Genomic DNA, 18,214 nt, shown 5'->3' on the forward strand with positions numbered 1-18,214 from the left:
GCGCCGCGATGACAAGCCCACGTGCTAATATAGGGCCGTCATGTCCGGAAATGGTCACGAAAAGGCGTTCCCTGTCTGATGAGCGAGGTTGAGAAGACGCCAGGCCAAAAAGCGAATCTGCGCAAAGGATGGACGACAGGCACCTGCGCCACCGCCGCAGCCCGCGCGGCCTATGAAGCGCTGCTTTCCGGCAAGTTTCCCGCTGACGTCACCATTACTTTGCCAGGTGGAACGCAGCCGTCCTTTGCGCTCGCCTTGGAGGATCTGGGAGCGGGGTTTGCCCGCGCGGGCGTCATCAAGGATGCTGGCGACGATCCCGACGTCACGCATGGCGCACTCGTCATCGCCCGCGTGTCGGATGGGCCGCCAGGATCGGGCGTCACCTTTCGTGCGGGAGAGGGAATTGGCACGGTCACCCGCGCGGGCCTGCCGCTGCCACCTGGCGAACCGGCGATCAATCCGGTTCCCCGACGGATGATCAAAGCGGCGATCGAAGAAATCGCCCGGCTTTATGACGCCACAGGCGACGTCATGGTCGAGATTTCGATTCCGGGCGGCGAGGACATCGCCAAGCGAACGCTCAACGCAAGGCTTGGGATCGTTGGCGGTCTTTCGATCCTCGGCACGAGCGGGATCGTCGTCCCCTATTCCTGCGCCGCATGGATCGATACGATTCATCGCGGCATTGATGTCGCCGGCGCGGCCGGCCTCGATCATGTCGCGGGCTCGACCGGCTCGGCGTCGGAAGCCGCCATCAAGACGTTGCACGGATTGCCGGACATCGCACTCATCGAGATGGGCGATTTCGCCGGCGGCATGTTGAAATATCTTCGTACGCATCCCATCCCGAAAGTGACGATCGCCGGCGGCTTCGCCAAAATGACAAAGCTCGGCCAAGGCCTTCTCGACCTTCATTCGAAACGCGGCGAGGTCGATCTGTCCTGGCTCGCTTCGTGTTGCGCGGACACTGGCGCGGATGAAGATTTTGCCGCACGGGTAAAGACCGCCCAGAGCGCCGGAGAGGTCTTGGAACTTGCCCGTGCGGAAGATTTTGACATCGCCGCGCCCGTAGCGAAGGCCGCGTGGCGCACGGCGGCAAAACCTCTGCATGGCAGCGGCATTATGCTGGAAATCGCGGTGTTCGATCGTGCCGGCAATCTTCTCGCGCGAACACCCTTTTTGCCGGTTCATTGAGCTTTTCCCCGGAACCGGCGCTGGTAATCCTTATCGTAGAGCGCGCTGGGACGAAAATCGCCGCGCGCCAAAACTTGTCCCACAATAATCAGCGCGGTGCGCTCCATCGGCGCTTCGTTCAATTGCGCGGCGATGGACTCAAGTGTTCCTCGCAAGATTCTTTGATCCGGCCAGGACGCGCGGCACACGATGGCCACCGGGCAATCGGCGCCATAATGCGGTATCAGTTCGGCAACGACCTTCGCGATCGCATGGATCGAGAGATGAATGGCCAGCGTCGTCCTCGTCGCCGCAAAGCTCGCGAGCTTCTCACGGTCCGGCATCGACGAGGCGCGACCCTGCGTCCGCGTGAGAACCAGCGATTGCGCGACTTCCGGTAACGTAAGTTCGACACCCAAAGCAGCCGCTGCCGCGGCAAAAGCTGGCACACCGGGTGTGATCGTATAGGGAATGGAGAGTTGCTCCAGCACGCGGATTTGTTCGCCGAGCGCGCTCCAGATGGAGAGATCCCCCGAATGCAACCGTGCAACATCCTCCGCCGCACGATGCGCGCGTAAAAATTCCGCGCCGATCTCATCGAGACTCATCGAGGCCGTATCGATGATGCGGGCATCCTTCGGGCAATGTCCGAGCAATGCCTGCGGCACCAGCGATCCCGCATAAAGACAAACCGGCGAGACCGCAATAAGATCGCGGCCGCGCAAGGTAATGAGATCGGGGGCGCCTGGCCCCGCACCGATGAAATGAACGGTCATGGCTCTCTGGTTACGAGTCTCTTCTGCCTGCGATCGCGCAGCTTGCACCTGCTTCGCTCATCCGTGCAAGCAGCAGAACGGACCCAGGCCCAGCCCCGGCCAGCGCGGCCGTCTCGGCGATAGACGGCAATCCAAACAGCGCCATAACTTTTGAAGAGCGCGTGGCGGCGCGTGAGGAGACTTGCCGCAAAACCTCGGCTTCGAGAAAAACAAGCGGCAGGCCGAGGGTTTTCGCCGCCTTGGCCAGGCCGGGCTCGTTTTGCTTCGCAGCATGCGTAAAAAGGCAGGCGTCCGTGTCAAGACAGGACGCCACCGCCAGAGCACGGGCGACAAGCGCAACGATGGCCTCGCTCGGACAGCCCTTTTTGCAGCCGATGCCGATGGCGACAGTGGTTTGGGGTGCGTTGAGTTGCACCGTGCTCCTTCGCAATCAACGCGGTTGGCTTGCCCCGTTCAATAGGTTTTATACGCCAAGAATTTTCCCGACATGACAATTTTCACGCGGTCGCCCTTGGGATCCGGCTCGCGGCTGATGTCCATCGAGAAATCGATCGCACTCATGATGCCGTCACCGAATTCCTCATGGATCAATTCCTTGATCGTCGTCCCATAGACTGAGACGATCTCGTTCAAACGGTAAATCAGAGGATCGGTCGAAATAGCAGTCGGCAAGGAGCCTTTGTAGGGCGCGATCTGAAGCCAGGCGATCGCATCATCTGGAAGTTCGAAGAGTGCGCCGACTTTCTCGGCTTGCTCCTTGGTGAACACCATCTGGCCAAGGCAAGCGGCGGTCGTCCATTCCTTGCTCTTCCCAACCGCCGCCGCGACATCCGCCCAGCTGATGTTTTTCATAACCTTGGCGTGGCGGATCATGTTTGTGACTTCACTGCGATGGGTGAACATAAGGGGCTCCGTGGATGGGAAGGCTCCGGTGATCCTACAATCAGTAACCGCAGTGTCCAAAGTTTTGTGAACAGCGGCAAATCATCATGCCCGCGCGTGCCAGGTTTTGCTTCGAGGTCAGCGCTTTGCTAGAAGCTCTGAGGAGCGGGCACAATTGGCTTCTTGGAGAGCGGAGTCCAGGGGTTTCCCTGCGCTCAATCGAGACTTGCTGCGCAAACGTCATTGGATGAAACCCAACCCAGCCAGGACAAAAATGGAACAATTCACCTCTCTCACCGGTGTCGCGGCGCCGCTCGAAATCACCAATATCGACACCGACATGATCATCCCGAAGCAATATCTCAAAACCATCAAGCGCACCGGCTTGGGCGAGGGCCTTTTCGCGGAGATGCGCTACCAGGATGATGGCAGCGAAAACCCCGATTTCGTCCTCAACAAGCCCGCCTACCGCAACGCCAAGATTCTCGTGGCGGGCGACAATTTTGGCTGCGGCTCGTCGCGCGAGCATGCCCCCTGGGCGCTTCTCGATTTCGGCATAAGATGTGTGATTTCAACGAGTTTTGCCGATATTTTCTACAACAATTGCTTCAAAAACGGCATTTTGCCAATCGTTGTCTCTCCGGAAAATCTTGCCAAGCTGCTGGACGACGCCAAGCGCGGTGCCAATGCGACGGTTTCCGTCGATCTCGAGGCCCAGGACATTCGCGGCCCCGACGGCGGCATAATTCATTTCGACATCGACCCTTTCCGCAAGCATTGCCTGTTGAATGGCCTCGACGACATCGGCTTGACGCTCAAAAAATCCTCTCAAATCGAGATATTCGAGAAAAAATCCGGGGCGGAGCGTTTTTGGCTCTGATCGCGTGGAAAAAATCCTGTGGCAATGGCCCCCGTGCGATGCTAAATAAGCGCCAGGACAGCATCGACATCTGTTCAAGCTTTGGGAAATTAGCGCTTAGGCTGAGAGCCGCGCTTTGTTGGAGGAAATCGCAGATATGACTTGGACAACCCCCATCATCACGGAAATCTGCATCGGCATGGAAGTCACGAGCTACCTTTCCGCCGAAATCTGACGGTCACGCTCGATTCCTCATTGTTTCATGATTGGCGCGCGCCTTGCGCATTCTCGTCCTGGGTTCGGCGGCGGGTGGAGGCTTTCCGCAATGGAATTGCCTCTGCCCGGTTTGCCAGCTTGCCTGGAGTGGCGATAAGCGCGTCAAGGCGCGCAGCCAATCAAGTCTCGCCGTCAGCGCCGATGGAGAGCGCTGGCTTCTCCTGAATGCCTCGCCGGACCTCCGCCAGCAGATCATCGCTTCGCCAAGCCTGCACCCGCGCGGCGCCAAGCGGCATTCGCCGATCCGGGCGGTTTTTGTCACCAATGCCGACGTCGATCATCTCGCCGGGCTCTTAATCCTCCGCGAACAGCAAAGCTTGACGCTCTTTGGAAGCCGCGCCACCTTGGCGCAAACAAGTTCCGGGATGTTTGGCGTTTTGAACCCGCAGCTTGTTGACAGGCATCCCGTTGATCTCGATACAACCGTGGATACCGGACTTGGCATCTTCGTAAAACCTTTCGCGGTTCCTGGTAAAGTCGCGCTCTATCTCGAAGACGAGAACCTTGCGGTCGGCGCCGAAACCGAGACGACGATCGGCCTTGAAATTAGCGACGGCGGCAAAAGCTTTTTCTACGTGCCGGGCTGCGCCGAGATCAATCAACGCGTGCTCGAAAGGCTTTCCCAGGCGGAGCTTGTTTTTTTTGACGGCACCACCTTCACGGACGGCGAGATGGTGGAGCTTGATCTGTCTCAAAAAACCGCCCGCCGGATGGGTCATGTTGCGATGAGCGGTGCCGAGGGCTCGCTCAAGCGGCTCGCCTCTTGCGGGATCGGCCGCAAAATTTATGTTCACATCAACAACACGAATCCGGTGCTGATTGAGGATTCCCCCCAACGCATGGAAGCCGCCAGCGCCGGTTGGGACATCGCCTATGATGGCATGGAGATTTCGCTATGAGCGTTGACGCCCAGCCTTTGGCCAACAACGAACTCGAAGCCCGCTTGCGGCAAATCGGGGCCGAGCGCTACCACAATCTGCATCGTTTCCATCGCCGCCTTCATACGGGCAAATGCACCTATGAAGAAGTCCAGGCCTGGACGCTCAATCGCTACTATTATCAAGCGATGATCCCGATCAAGGACGCGACGATCTTGACCCGGATGACAAATTCGGAGGACCGCCGCCAATGGCGCAAGCGCATCGAAGATCACGACGGCCTGCATGAAGGCGATGGCGGCATCGAGCGCTGGCTGAAGCTCACCGACAGCCTTGGCTTTCCCCGCGATTATGTCACCTCGACGCATGGCATCTTGCCCGGCACCCGTTTCGCCGTCGAAGCCTATACGGAATTCTGCCGCAGCCGGAGCCTTTTGCAGGCGGTCGCCTCTTCCCTCACGGAATTGTTTTCGCCTGCCATTATCGGCGAGCGCGTCGCCGGAATGCTGGCGCATTATGATTTCGTGAGCAAGGACACGCTCGCCTATTTTTCGCAGCGCCCGGTGCAAGCCAAACGCGACAGCGACTTCGCCCTCGATTTTGTCAAAAAGCACGCGGCAACGCGGGCGGAACAAAATTCCGCCATCGCCGCCTTGGAGTTCAAATGCTCCGTGCTGTGGGCGCAGCTCGATGCGCTTTGGAGCGCCTATGTCGATGACGCCATCCCGCCCGGAGCCTGGGTGCCGGGAACGGTGACGGCGCATGGCCGGGCCGCCTGATGGAGGTAAACACGCCATCCATCGAGTCGAGGCCCCGCCTGTTGCGGGGCGTGCGGTTGAAATATGACGAGACACGCGGCGAATGGCTTCTGCTCGCACCTGAGCGCGTGATTAAGGCGGACGCAATTGCCGTGGAGATATTGAAACGCTGCGATGGAGTTGCGACGTTCGATGCGATTGTCGATGACCTCGCCCAACAGTTTTCCGCGGATCGCACCCGGGTTGGGGCGGATGTCCGGGCGCTGTTGGAGGACCTTGCGGCGAAGCGCATGGTGGTTCTATGAGTGCCGCACCGGCAAAACTAAGCGCCCCCGTCGCGCTGCTCGCCGAGTTGACGCATCGTTGTCCGCTGGCCTGCCCCTATTGTTCCAATCCGCTCACGCTCGATCCGCGCGGCGATGAACTCGCGACCGCCGACTGGACCCGCGTTTTTTCGGAAGCCGCGAAGCTTGGTGTTTTGCATGCGCATCTCTCCGGCGGCGAACCGGCGGCGCGGCAGGACCTCACAGAGATCGTCGCCCATTGTGCGAAAGTTGGCCTTTATACCAATCTCATCACCTCCGGCATCGGGCTCACGCAAGATCGCGTCAAGGAACTCGCGGATGCTGGTCTCGACCACGCGCAGCTTTCGATCCAGGATTCGGAGGAAGGCTCTGCCGACAAAATCGCCGGCTACAAAGGCGCCTTCGCGCGAAAGCAGTTGGTTGCGGAATGGATCGCGGAGGTCGGTCTGCCCCTCACTGTGAACGCGGTGATTCACCGGGCCAATGTGACGCGCGCCGGAAAGATGGTCGAGCTTGCCGTGAAGCTCGGGGCACGCCGGGTCGAGGTTGCGCATGCGCAATATTACGGCTGGGGGCTGCTCAATCGTGCCGCGCTTATGCCCTCGCGGAGCGAGGCAGAGGCAGCGATCGCCGAGGTCGAAGCCCTGCAAAAGTCGCTTGCCGGGGTCATCGTCATCGACCATGTCATCCCGGATTATCACGCACGCTATCCGAAGGCCTGCATGGGTGGCTGGGGCAAGCGCGGGCTCAACATCACACCCACGGGAAAAGCGCTGCCGTGCCACGCGGCGGAGACGATTCCAGGCCTTGAATTTTGGAATGTGCGCGATCATTCAATCGAGGACATCTGGACCTATTCGGCTGCCTTCAACGCCTTCCGCGGCGAGGATTGGATGCGCGAGCCGTGCCGCTCCTGTCCGCGCAAGACGGTCGATTATGGCGGCTGCCGCTGCCAGGCCCTCGCGCTCACGTGCGATGCCCGGGAGGCCGACCCGGTGTGTTACCTCTCGCCGCATCACGGCAAAATCGCCGCGATCACGGCGCAAAGCGAAGACGCGGCGGCCCCAATAGTCTATAGCTACAGGCGCAGCAAACTGCGCGAGCCGACGGAATAGGCTCTTTCGCTTGCGCAACAGCCACTTCCCCGGTGGAAAAGCCCGCCAATCCTTGGAAAATATGGCGGTCCCGCCTATATTCCAGGCATTGTGGCAAGGAATGCCGCAGGGCCGGGCGGCGGCTGTCCGGCAGGAGAGTTGAGCGATGGCGGACGCGGTGAAAGGCCCGGTCGACCTGCCCCAAGACTTATCTCAAGAATTCCCTCAGGATCTTCGATCGACCTCGCTCGACGACAAATATGATCTGACGAAGCGGCGAATCTTCGTGTCGGGTCCGCAGGCGATTGTCAGGCTCTTGCTCATGCAAAAGGAGCTTGACCGACGCAATCATCTCGCCACAGCGGGTTTTGTCTCCGGCTATCGCGGCTCGCCACTCGGCGGTCTCGATTTGGCTTTCTTGCGCGCCAAGCACCCGCTGGACGCGGCTTCCATCCAGTTTTTGCCGGGCCTCAACGAGGATCTGGCGGCGACCGCCATTTGGGGCGCCCAACAGGCCGAGATGCGCGGGGAAGGCAAGTACGACGGCGTCTTCTCGCTCTGGTATGGCAAGGGTCCGGGCGTCGATCGCAGCGGCGATGTCCTCCGCCACGCCAATCTCGCTGGCACCTCCAAACATGGCGGCGTGCTGGCCCTGATGGGCGATGATCACACTGCCGAATCCTCAACGACCGCGCATCAATCGGAATTCAATTTCGTCAATGTGATGATGCCCGTACTGTCTCCGGCGGGCGTGCAGGAGATTGTCGATTACGGGCTCTATGGCTTTGCGATGAGCCGTTTCACAGGTGCTTGGGTCGGCCTCAAATGCCTGAAGGATACGGTCGAATCGACCGGCTCGATCGATGTCTCGCTCGATCGCGTGCGGCCCATCGTTCCCGCCTCTTTCGTCATGCCGCAGGGCGGTCTCAACATTCGCGCGCATGACACGGTTCTCGATCAGGAAAAGCGCCTACAGAATTACAAACGCGACGCGATGGTGGCGTGGCTGCGGGCCAACCAGCTCAACAAAATCATCACCTCCGGCGGTCCCAACGCAAAAATTGGGGTGATCACGGCGGGCAAATCCTATCTCGACGTGCGCCAGGCAATGGACGATCTCGGCATCGACGAGATCGGTGCGAACAGGCTTGGTTTGCGGCTCATGAAGCTCGCCTGCACCTGGCCGGTCGAGCCCGAAGGATTGCGCGAGTTCGCGCGCGGGCTCGAATTGATTATCGTCGTCGAGGAAAAACGCTCGCTGATCGAAGTGCAGCTGCGCGAGGAGCTTTACGGCTCGCCAAGCCAGCCCATTTGCGTTGGCAAAAAGGATGAAGAGGGGAACTGGCTGTTTCCGGTCACCGGCGCTCTGGACGCCAATGACATCGCGATCGCGATCGGCCGCCGCCTGTTGCGGTTCGCTGGCGGCGATGACCTTGAGCAGCGGATACGCAAGCTGGAGCGCATGCAGGCCGCGCTCGCGAGCGCGGGTGATTTGGGTGTCCGCACCCCCTATTTCTGCTCCGGCTGCCCGCACAATACCTCGACAAAAGTGCCTGACGGCATGCGCGCCTATGCCGGGATCGGTTGCCACTACATGGTGCAGTGGATGGACCGCGCGACCGAGGGCTTCACCCAGATGGGTGGCGAAGGCGTCAACTGGATCGGCGAGGCGCCCTTCTCCAAACGGGCGCATGTTTTCCAAAATCTTGGTGATGGCACTTACGATCATTCCGGGACGCTCGCGATCCGCTTCGCGGTCGCCGCTGGCGTCAACATCACCTACAAGATCCTTTTCAATGACGCCGTGGCGATGACCGGCGGTCAGCCCCTTGAGGGCAATCTCACCGTTGACATGATCGCTCGCCAGGTCGCCGCCGAAAATGTAAAGCGTATCGTCGTTCTGTCCGATGAGCCCAAGAAATATCCGGCCGCCATCCATTGGCCAAAAGGGCTCACCATCAAGGACCGTCACGAGCTCGAGAGCGTGCAGCGCGAACTTGCCGCCATTTCAGGCGTCACTGTGCTGATCTATGATCAGACGTGCGCGGCCGAAAAGCGTCGGCGCCGCAAAAAGAAAGAGATGCCCGATCCCCCCCGGCGCGTCTTCATCAACGAGCTCGTCTGTGAAGGCTGCGGCGATTGCGGCGTCAAATCGAATTGCGTTTCGGTGCAGCCTCTCGAAACCGAATTCGGCCGCAAGCGGGTCATCGACCAATCGAGCTGCAACAAGGATTTTTCCTGCCTCGACGGGTTCTGCCCGGCCTTGGTCACGGTGCATGGCGGCAAGCTTCGAAAGGCAAAGGTCAAACACGAGCAGGACTTTCCCGAGCCTGCGCGGCCGGCTATTCCGGCAATCGGCAGCAAGCCCTATGGCATCCTCGTGACCGGAGTCGGCGGCACGGGCGTTGTCACCATCGGCGCCATATTGGGCATGGCGGCGCATCTCGAAGGAAAGGGCTGCGGCTCGATCGATATGGCAGGGCTCGCGCAGAAAGGCGGCGCGGTCTACAGCCATGTGAAGATTGGCGCGAGGCCAGAGGATATCCATGCCATAAGGGTCGCCGCCGGCGAAGCCGATCTGGTGCTCGGTTGCGACCTTGTCGTCTCCGGCACTAAGAAAGTGCTTGCCGCCGTCCGCCGGAACGAGACGGGATTTGTGGTCAACACGGCGGAAATTTTCCCAGGCGACTTCACCCACGATCCGGATTTTTCGCTCCACCCCGGACGCATCAAACGGGCGATCTTGGAGACCGCCGGGGACCGAGTGAGCTTCATCGACGCGACCGGTATCGCCACTGCCTTGCTGGGAAATTCCATCGCCGCGAATATGTTCATGCTCGGCTACGCCTGGCAGAAAGGCCTCGTGCCGCTAGACGATACCTCGATCCTGCATGCGATCGCCCTCAACGGCGAAGCCGTCGAGATGAATCAGGCGGCGTTTTTATGGGGCCGGCGGGAAGCCGCCAATTCCGCCGCGGTGGAAGCCGCCGCATCGCCGCTGCGCCGGAGCGCCGCGACGCAAGCGCCATCCCGGCCGCTCGACGAAACGATCCAAAGACGCGCCGCATTTCTCGGGGCCTATCAAAACGAAGCCTATGCCAAGCGCTATTTGGCTTTGGTGAAGCATGCCGATGAGATTGAGCGGGCGCGGGTGCCGGGCAGGCATGACCTCGCGGACGCATGCGCACGCTATTACTTCAAACTGCTCGCGATCAAGGATGAATATGAAGTCGCCCGGCTTTATAGCGACGGGTCTTTTGCAAAGCAGATCGCGGCAACATTCGAAGGCGGCCCGCGCATTGAATTCCATCTCGCGCCGCCGCTGGTTGGCCGGAAAACCGCGCAAGGAGAAGCGGTCAAATCCAGCTTTGGATCTTGGGTCATGCCGCTGTTCCGTGGTCTTGCTGCTCTAAAAGGGCTGCGTGGAACGGCTTTCGATATTTTCGGTTACACAAAAGAGCGCCGCGCCGAGCGGCAATTGATCAAAGACTATGAGGTTTTGATAGCGGAGATTTTGGCTAACCTTTGCCTGGCCAATCATGACGTCGCCGTCGCCCTCGCCGCAATTCCAGAAAAAATCCGCGGCTACGGCCATGTCAAAATGCGGCACTTGAAAGCCGCGAAGGCCGAGGAGCAAAATCTCTTGGAACAGTTTCGCGCGGGTCCTGCACCCGTGAAACTGGCGGCGGAATAGCAAGACAGTTTTCGCCGAAGATTGAAAGCGCTCTTTCCTGAGGAAGGTACTTGGAGTCGAATAGCTTCAACAACGCCTTATCGGTCTGCTTGAAACCTTCATCCGCACGTTGTTCGATGGTGCCAGGTGAAAAATCACTGCCGCCAAAGCCCAAAACCTGTTCCGGGCGGGTGATCTCGACAATGCGCGGATGCCGGACGTATTGACGTTTTGCCACCGCCTGATAGGCCGGATTATCCTTGAGTGGGTTGCCTTCGGGAAGATTTTCTAGCGCCTCCATTAGATCGGCGACCTCATTGATCCTCTCCAGCATCCTCACATCGGCACGGCTCCTGTTGTCGAAATGGAGATTGTGCGTTCGTACTCTGACCTCATGCAAGTTGGTGGGAAGGGGCACCTCGTTGGGGAATAGATTGATGACAAAAATTGTCCGGTCGGCGTCCTTGGCAGTATCGAGCCTCTCGAGCACGGCGCCAAGCGGTGTATTGTCGAACAAACCTCCGTCCCAGTAATATTTCTCACCGATCCGTGTCATCGGAAACGATGGCGGAAAGCTGCTACTTGCCATGATGTGGTCCAAGGACAGTCCGCCCTCCCGGCTGAAGAAATACTCGATCTCTCCAGCCTCGACGTCGGTCGCGCTGACCAAGAGGCCAGGCATGGCCTCCGGGTCCGCGAGGGCCTTGAGATCAATCAATTGCGAGAGGGTCTCGCGTAATGGCGCCGTGTCGTAGATGTGCGTCCACATCGGCAACGCGTAGTAATCTAGCCTCGGTGTGAAGAAGTTCGGATTTCCCAGCGCCGATGCATATGGCCGCAATGGCGGCGGCAGAAAAAGTCCGGTGACGGTGACTTTTTGCCAGAAGGCTTCCAGCGCTTCGAGCGGTTTCAAACCTTGCGCGGGACGGGCCAGAAGCACTGCGGTGATCGCACCGATTGAGACGCCGGCGATCAAATCTGGCGCGAAATCTGGATCCTTGTAGAGCCGCCGCGCGGCACCAAGCTCATAGGCGCCAAGCGCGCCGCCTCCTTGGAGGACCAATGCCGTGCTCTCTGGGTTCGGCATGAAATACTTCCATAATTACAACAACCCCTCGAAAGGTCCCCAGCCAATGGTTTTGGGCGGGCCGTCATCGGGATCATAACGAGGCTTTGACGCCTCGCCGCTGTCATCGCCCGAATAAAAATCAAACGCCGTGACGGAAAGCACACCGCCACGCTCCGACAACACAACCCTGACCGGCAACGTGAACGAGACCTCTTGCATCGCTTGCCCCGGCCGCAATGCGCCGGGCGCCTTGAGCAGCAATTCGCCCCGGCCGAGCCAAGTGTCTTCTGTTGTGTTTTTCTCGAAAGACCGGGGATCAACATCCGTCGTAAAAAAGGACACGCCCGGGACAGCGTTGGAGAGCGCAAGCCATTGCTCGCCATCCTCGACCGGAAAGGCGGTCACGGCATCGATGATTTGATCCAACACCAATGGATCTTCAGACATCCGCGCGATCCTTCTCCACTCTTACCGCTGACGGTAGCGCCACGCCAGCATCTTACTGAGCGCGTCCATATCCACATAGATCCGTTGCGTATCATAGCCAAATATATGCAGCAGCCGCCGGAACTCCGCCTTTTCCGAAGCAGGGACCTTGAAAGTCACAAAGTCGTAAGCTGGCGGCGACGGCTGCCAGGCCGATTGCGGATCGGCATGCAGGGAGAAACATCCTTGCTGCGCCGTGATCCGCGCGACGCGCGGGGAGACTTGCACGATGACTGGCGCGCCGGACGACCCAAAGAGGGGCGCTGCCTGTAAGCGCCGCACGAAAGGAACACGCAGCGCCAAAATTTGTGCGTCGGCCGAAACGCTCTCGTCTTCCGTGGCAAACCAAGCCGCAACCATGGGATTGGCCGACCAATCGAGCAACCGCGTCGGCAGCCCATGATGCTGGGCCACCGCCATCCATTCAAGCTCCGTAAATCCATCCGCATCGAGATAGCGCTTCGCCTCCCGCACGAAATCCTCGAACAGGATTTTTTCATCGGCCAGCCGGTACGCTGTCGCTGACGGCTGCCTGCCGATCGCCGGGACGAGAGTCCAGGCCGTGTCGGCGTGACCCCGGAAGAGCCAAGTACCGTCAGCCTTCACCGAAGCGAAGTCGAGGAAATCGAGCCACGTCTGAGAGACGACGGGCGAAGTTGGCCAGAATGCAAAAGGCATTGCCCCGCCCCTTCTACCGCACGATCACATTCTTGAACTGCCACGGATCCGCCGTATCGATGTCCTCCGGAAACAGAACCGCGCGGCCCTCCAGCGGGGTCCAATCCGTATAATGCCCTGTCACCGGCCCGAGGTAGGGCAGCTGGATTTCGAGGCAGCGGCGAAAGTCGAGTTCATCCGCCTCGACGATCCCGGCATTGGGATTTTCCAACGCCCAGACCATGCCGGCGAGCACGGCGGAGGTCACTTGCAGGCCCGTTGCATTCTGATACGGGGCAATCCGCCGTGTCTCCTCGATGGACAGCTGCGAACCATACCAATAGGCATTTTTGGCATGACCATAGAGCAGGACCCCGAGTTCGTCGATGCCATCGACAATCTCGTTCTCGTCCAAAATATGCGACTTTTCCTGACGCTGCCATTGGGCGCCTGCCATTTCGTCGAGCGAAAGCACCGCATCGTCGGCGGGGCGGTAGGCGTAATGGCAGGTCGGCCGGTAGACGACGTTGTCTCCCTCACGCACGGTCAGATAATCGGCGATCGAGATCGCTTCATTGTGCGTGATGAGCCAGCCGTGCTGCGCTTTGGCGGTCGGCGTCCAGGACCGCACCCGCGTGCCGGCGCCCGGCCGCATCAGATAGATCGCGCAATCGGGCCCAAAGGCATGCCGCTTTCCTTCCGGGGGGATATGTTTTTCATGGGTTCCCCAGCCGAGTTCGGCAGGCTGCAAACCTTCCGAAACGAAACCCTCGACCGACCAGGTGTTGACGAACACCCCGCGCGGCTTGGCCGCCGTCGCCCTCTGCGTATCGCATTCAGCGATATGGATGCCTTTGACTCCCACGCGCTGCGCGAGCCGCGCCCAATCCTCGCGGGACGACGGCTGCCCGGCATCGATGCCGCAATCAGCCGCGACATTCAAAAGCGCCTGCTTGACGAACCAGGACACCATGCCCGGATTGGCGCCACAGCATGAAATCGCGGTTGGACCCGTCTTGAGAGCGCGGCGAAGATCGAGGATTGCCTCGCGCAGCGCATAATTGGATCGTTCCGAGGCCGTCAGCCGCGTGTCGGTATAGAACCCAAGCCAAGGCTCGGCGACGGTATCGACATAAAGGGCGCCAACTTCGTGACAGAGCCGCATGATCGCGGCGGATGAGACATCGACCGACAGATTGACGACAAAAGCCTGGCCATCGCCCTTTGTCAGGAGCGGCTTCAAGAGATCGACAAAATCATCGCGCGTGACCGCGTTCTTGATGAAGGCGATGCCGCGCTCGTCGAGCAGATGGCGATCCTTATCCTCCGGATCGATGACGGTGAAGCGCGATTTGTCGAATTTGAAATGCCGTTCAATGAGCGGCAGCACGCCACGCCCGATCGAGCCAAAGCCGATCAAGACAATCGGACCTGTAATCGAGCCGTGCACGGGCCATTGCGACATTTTTTTCTCCAGAAAAGTCTAGGGGATGCGGGCCGCGATAAGCGGTACAAGAAGGAGCCGCCAGCTTCAAGCCAGCGGCTCCTCCAGATAAGAACGTTGGATATGAACTTTTTTTAACGATGTTAAGCCGCGTGGCGGAATTCGAGAGTGCCGCGCCGCGCCGGAACATCAAAGCCCCGGCCCGCCGTCACCAGGCCCTTCGCGCCGCATAAAGCGCCGTCTTCGAGTTCAAGCCCGAGAAACCGCGCTTCATTGACCGGACCCGGCAGCGACAGCCCGAGCGTATGACGCGGGGAAAAACCAAAGGGCTCGTAATAGGGCGCGTCCCCAACAAGCAATATCGCGCGATGCCCCGCGGTGATCGCCCGGAACAAAGCCTCCCCCATCAATCTACGGCCAAGCCCTTGTGAGCGATGGGTCTTGGCGACGGCCAGGGGTCCGAGCAGAAGCGCCGGCACGCGGCCCGCGCGAATCGGCCACAGCCGTAAGCTGCCCACAAGATCGCCGCCATCCTTCGCCACCAGCGCAAGACCCAGCGCCGGCACGCGGCCCTTGCGCAGACGTTCGACGGTTTTCTCAAACCGCGCCGCGCCGAACGCCTCATCGAGCAAGCGCTCCCGCCCCCCGACATCGGCTGGCGATTCATCGGCGATAAAAAGATAGGGTGCTGCGACAGCACCAATGAATGCGGGTGCCTGCACGATTTCATTTGCGATCAAGGTCATCTGAGCCTCCCCCACAGCATGGGATTGCACGGACGACCCTCGCGGCGTGCACGAGCTCGACCTTCGAGCCCATGCCCGCCGTCCGGGACAAGGTTTTGGGAGAATGCGGCGGAGATTTCTCCGCCGCCAAGGGCTTCGGCTGCGCCGTTCAGATCACATAGGATCGAAGCGGCGGAAAGCCGTTGAATCCGACCGAGGAATAGGTCGTCGTATAGGCGCCAGTTCCTTCGATCAACACTTTCGAGCCGATTTCGAGGCCAACGGGAAGGAGATAGGGGTCCTTCTCATACAGCACATCGACGGAATCGCAGCTCGGCCCTGCCAGCACGCAAGGCTCGGTCGCCCCTCCATCGAACGGCGTTTTGATCGGATAGCGGATCATCTCATCCATCGTCTCGGCGAGGCCGTTGAACTTGCCGATGTCGAGATAGACCCATTTCACCTTGTCATCATCCGACTTCTTCGAGATCAGCACGACTTCCGCTTCGATCACGCCGGCATTGCCGACCATCCCGCGTCCCGGTTCGATAATCGTCTCGGGAATATGGTTGCCGAAATGACGCCGCAACGAATGAAAGATCGCCTGCGCATAGGTCTTCACCGCCGGCACATTCTTCAGATATTTTGTCGGAAAGCCGCCGCCGAGATTGACCATTTGCAAATTGATCCCGCGCTCTGCCAAGTCACGGAAGATCGTTGAGGCCGCCTTCAAGGCGCTGTCCCACATGCGCGGATTGCGCTGCTGCGAACCGACGTGAAACGACAGACCGAAGGCAACGAGCCCCAGCCGGTGTGCATGTTCGAGGACGCGCGGTGCCATCTCGGGCGCGCAGCCAAATTTGCGCGAGAGCGGCCATTCGGCGCCGGCACCGTCGCAGAGCATGCGGCAAAACACCTTGGACCCCGGCGCAACGCGTGCGATCTTTTCGACCTCAGCCTCGCAATCGACCGCGAACAGGCGCACGCCAAGCTCGAAGGCGCGCTTGATGTCGCGCTCCTTCTTGATCGTATTGCCATAGCTGATGCGGTCGGCGCTCGCGCCCGTTGCCAAGACCTGCTCGATCTCGACGACAGAAGCGGTGTCGAAACACGAACCAAGACGCGCCAGCAAGTCGAGCACTTGCGGATCGGGATTGGCCTTGACGGCGTAGAACACCCGCGTGTCCGGCAGCGCCTTGGCGAAAGCTGTATAATTGTCGCGCACGACATCAAGGTCGAGCACAAGGCACGGCCCGTCCTCGCGGCGGTTGCGGAGAAATTCCAAGATACGATCGGTCATCGCGGCATCCCTTCGAGCGGCGCGGATTCCCACGCCGGAACGAAAAAGTTACGGGTGAATGGCGATGCGAAATCAGCGTCCGCGCGTTGGAAACGCGGCCGCTAAGAACCATGCCATTCGCGACCGGCGGCTTTGAGCGAAGCAGATGCCTCGCGGGCCACGCGGTCAGATGCTGCGCCGTTGGACATATCCACCGTGGACACCGCAAATCACGCTGTCCGGAGTGTTTATGGCCATCGCTTGGATTGGGATGAGAACCCGCTCCGCACGCCCGGCAAGATAGACTAGCCTCTTCGGTAAGCCAGCTTTGGAGGCTGGCAGAGACGAAAAAGCCCGGTCCGTCGTTGCTTTAAGTCGCGTCCCCCGTTTGGCGGGGTTCGCCGGTTCGCCTCCGGCTGCTGGTCCTTATTCGGCGGTTAACCGGCCTCTTGTCCGGATCCCCGCCAACCAGCACACGACCACAGGCACGTGCGAAATTGGGCAAAGGCAGAAATATGCGATTCTTCCCGCAACACAAGAGTTTTTTTAAAAAAAAATACGGGCAAGGCGCCGGCGAATGGTTAAACCTTACTTAACCTTGCATCTGCTGGACGCCCCAATCGGACCTGCAATGAGCTGAAGCTTGCTCTTCGCACCCAGCAGCCGAAACCGCTACTTCAAAGTCTGCAGCTCTTCAGGTCTTTCCAAGGGCAGCGGTGAACCCACCAAGCGCGGCGTAAAAAGGCGCCGAAAAAGTCCGCGGACACCCTTGATGAGCTGGCGCTCAACGAAAACATGAATGAGGACGCCGAAGCCCGCGCACAGCACGACGAAAAATGGAATGACCGGCCATTGCGGGAAATTCGTCAGGCTGCCTTTGAGGAGCCATGCGTAAGAAATCAAGGTCAAGGGATGGGTGAGGTAGATAGCGTAGGAAGCATCCCCGAGTAAAACCATCTGCCGTCTCAAAGGAGTGCCATTGGTTTTCAGCGAGAGAAACGACGCCACGATGAGAAACGCGGGAATGCCCCAAAGGACTCGGGCTGGGCTCGGAGGAAAATGGGTGCTTGCATAAGGTGCGATCATGGGCGCGGCCACAAGAAGGGCGAGGCCCGGGATCCAAAGGGGACGGGCTGCAGAAGCAAAGTTTGGCCATTCCCGGAACAGGTAAGCCAAAAAAAGCCCGAAGCAAAACTCGACCGCGATCGGATTGCCTAGGAAGGCGCGCAGCGCGGGGTCCGGCGCCCAATTGCTGAGTGCGTATAAAACGAGGATTGTGATGCTGGTGCCATATAAGGAAACGAGCGGTCTGGAAAAATACAGCGTCGCAGCGAAGATGAGATAAAAATACATTTCGTAGACAAGCGTCCACGCTACCCCGATAACAAAATAATTGCTTGGAAACAGCAAAACGGACCGGATCAAAATACTCCTATCCGGCTGTATTGAAGGGACAAGGCCCAGACTCCAGAAGCCGAGAGTCAGCGCCACACAGAACCAATAGAACGGGTAAATCCGGGTCAACCGCTTCAGCAGGAAAGAGGCCGGCGCAACGCTCGGCCGATGAGCGGGGAAGCTCACGTAGAACATGATGAACCCGCTGATCACAAAAAATATGTCGACTCCGACAGAGCCAAAAGCCGTGAGCCAGGCTGGGCTCTTCGGCGGCGCAACGGCCGCTAAGGATTCCAAGAGCGTGTGAGACATCACGACAAGAAGAGCCGCCGCAGCGCGAAGAATCTGTATCCCCTCAAGGGAACTACTGTGGCGTGCTGCAGCCTGCCCGTCTCCGTCAAGTCCCATGAATGTCCGCCCTGCCATCCCATCGTATCAAGCCGCGGCGATCCCGCCGGGAGACGCAGGGCGGCCCGCTATTTGCC

17 protein-coding genes are annotated in these 18,214 nt (G+C 59.6%); 7 read left to right on the top strand and 10 right to left on the bottom strand.

The genetic code is table 11. From position 1 onward, the window contains the following. Window positions 1-78 precede the first annotated feature (78 nt). On the top strand, window positions 79-1,194 hold the full coding sequence (locus QEV83_RS08360; RefSeq protein ID WP_280130737.1) for a cobalt-precorrin-5B (C(1))-methyltransferase: 1,116 nt from the start codon (window positions 79-81) through the stop codon (window positions 1,192-1,194). On the opposite strand, the gene cobM is transcribed toward QEV83_RS08360, so the two are convergent. The 3 genes from cobM to cynS are packed head-to-tail and all read right to left on the bottom strand — an operon-like array spanning window position 1,188 to window position 2,801. After that, window positions 1,188-1,949, bottom strand: coding sequence for a precorrin-4 C(11)-methyltransferase (cobM, locus tag QEV83_RS08365; RefSeq protein ID WP_280130738.1), 762 nt, complete (start codon window positions 1,947-1,949; stop codon window positions 1,188-1,190). The genes QEV83_RS08360 and cobM overlap by 7 nt on opposite strands. A 10-nt stretch (window positions 1,950-1,959) precedes the next feature. Next, the gene (locus tag QEV83_RS08370) at window positions 1,960-2,364 is read right to left on the bottom strand and encodes a cobalamin biosynthesis protein (RefSeq protein WP_280130739.1); all 405 of its coding nucleotides are present in this window, start codon (window positions 2,362-2,364) and stop codon (window positions 1,960-1,962) included. A 38-nt stretch (window positions 2,365-2,402) separates the two neighbouring features. Next, window positions 2,403-2,801, bottom strand: coding sequence for a cyanase (gene cynS, locus QEV83_RS08375; RefSeq protein WP_280131005.1), 399 nt, complete (start codon window positions 2,799-2,801; stop codon window positions 2,403-2,405). 304 nt (window positions 2,802-3,105) lie between these two features. Between cynS and leuD the strand changes: the two genes are divergently transcribed. The 6 genes from leuD (at window position 3,106) to QEV83_RS08405 (ending at window position 10,695) form a co-directional block, all read left to right on the top strand. Further along, window positions 3,106-3,711 (top strand): 3-isopropylmalate dehydratase small subunit, encoded by a 606-nt coding sequence (gene leuD / locus QEV83_RS08380; protein ID WP_280130740.1) that lies wholly within the window; start codon window positions 3,106-3,108, stop codon window positions 3,709-3,711. A 257-nt stretch (window positions 3,712-3,968) separates the two neighbouring features. Further along, entirely contained in the window at window positions 3,969-4,865 is an 897-nt protein-coding gene (gene pqqB, locus QEV83_RS08385; protein ID WP_280130741.1) for a pyrroloquinoline quinone biosynthesis protein PqqB, read from the top strand. Continuing rightward, window positions 4,862-5,623, top strand: a complete 762-nt coding sequence (gene pqqC, locus QEV83_RS08390) for a pyrroloquinoline-quinone synthase PqqC (RefSeq protein WP_280130742.1) — start codon at window positions 4,862-4,864, stop codon at window positions 5,621-5,623. The genes pqqB and pqqC overlap by 4 nt, the downstream gene beginning before the upstream one ends. Then, entirely contained in the window at window positions 5,623-5,907 is a 285-nt protein-coding gene (gene pqqD / locus QEV83_RS08395) for a pyrroloquinoline quinone biosynthesis peptide chaperone PqqD (protein WP_280130743.1), read from the top strand. The genes pqqC and pqqD overlap by 1 nt, the downstream gene beginning before the upstream one ends. After that, window positions 5,904-7,022 carry a pyrroloquinoline quinone biosynthesis protein PqqE gene (pqqE, locus tag QEV83_RS08400; protein ID WP_280130744.1) on the top strand — a complete coding sequence of 373 codons (1,119 nt, stop codon included), beginning with the start codon at window positions 5,904-5,906 and terminating at the stop codon, window positions 7,020-7,022. The genes pqqD and pqqE overlap by 4 nt, the downstream gene beginning before the upstream one ends. A 145-nt stretch (window positions 7,023-7,167) precedes the next feature. After that, window positions 7,168-10,695, top strand: coding sequence for an indolepyruvate ferredoxin oxidoreductase family protein (locus tag QEV83_RS08405; protein ID WP_280130745.1), 3,528 nt, complete (start codon window positions 7,168-7,170; stop codon window positions 10,693-10,695). Here the strand turns inward: QEV83_RS08405 and QEV83_RS08410 are convergent. The 7 genes from QEV83_RS08410 to QEV83_RS08440 form a co-directional block, all read right to left on the bottom strand. Further along, window positions 10,598-11,761: a patatin-like phospholipase family protein gene (locus QEV83_RS08410; protein ID WP_280130746.1), complete on the bottom strand. Its 1,164-nt coding sequence runs from the start codon at window positions 11,759-11,761 to the stop codon at window positions 10,598-10,600. The two genes, QEV83_RS08405 and QEV83_RS08410, sit on opposite strands and share 98 nt — an antisense overlap. A 15-nt stretch (window positions 11,762-11,776) precedes the next feature. Beyond that, window positions 11,777-12,190: a hypothetical protein gene (locus tag QEV83_RS08415; protein ID WP_280130747.1), complete on the bottom strand. Its 414-nt coding sequence runs from the start codon at window positions 12,188-12,190 to the stop codon at window positions 11,777-11,779. 21 nt (window positions 12,191-12,211) lie between these two features. Beyond that, complete coding sequence (locus tag QEV83_RS08420) at window positions 12,212-12,907, bottom strand: FRG domain-containing protein (protein ID WP_280130748.1); 696 nt, start codon at window positions 12,905-12,907, stop codon at window positions 12,212-12,214. A gap of 13 nt (window positions 12,908-12,920) precedes the next feature. Further along, entirely contained in the window at window positions 12,921-14,351 is a 1,431-nt protein-coding gene (locus tag QEV83_RS08425) for a saccharopine dehydrogenase C-terminal domain-containing protein (RefSeq protein ID WP_280130749.1), read from the bottom strand. Between the two features lie 122 nt (window positions 14,352-14,473). Next, window positions 14,474-15,076 carry an N-acetyltransferase gene (locus QEV83_RS08430; protein ID WP_280130750.1) on the bottom strand — a complete coding sequence of 201 codons (603 nt, stop codon included), beginning with the start codon at window positions 15,074-15,076 and terminating at the stop codon, window positions 14,474-14,476. A 148-nt stretch (window positions 15,077-15,224) separates the two neighbouring features. Beyond that, window positions 15,225-16,355, bottom strand: coding sequence for a type III PLP-dependent enzyme (locus QEV83_RS08435; RefSeq protein ID WP_280130751.1), 1,131 nt, complete (start codon window positions 16,353-16,355; stop codon window positions 15,225-15,227). Between the two features lie 651 nt (window positions 16,356-17,006). Next, the gene (locus QEV83_RS08440; protein ID WP_280130752.1) at window positions 17,007-18,137 is read right to left on the bottom strand and encodes an acyltransferase; all 1,131 of its coding nucleotides are present in this window, start codon (window positions 18,135-18,137) and stop codon (window positions 17,007-17,009) included. Window positions 18,138-18,214: the final 77 nt, after the last annotated feature.

The organism is Methylocapsa sp. D3K7 (genome assembly GCF_029855125.1).
In the GTDB taxonomy this organism is placed as follows: Bacteria; Pseudomonadota; Alphaproteobacteria; order Rhizobiales; family Beijerinckiaceae; genus Methylocapsa.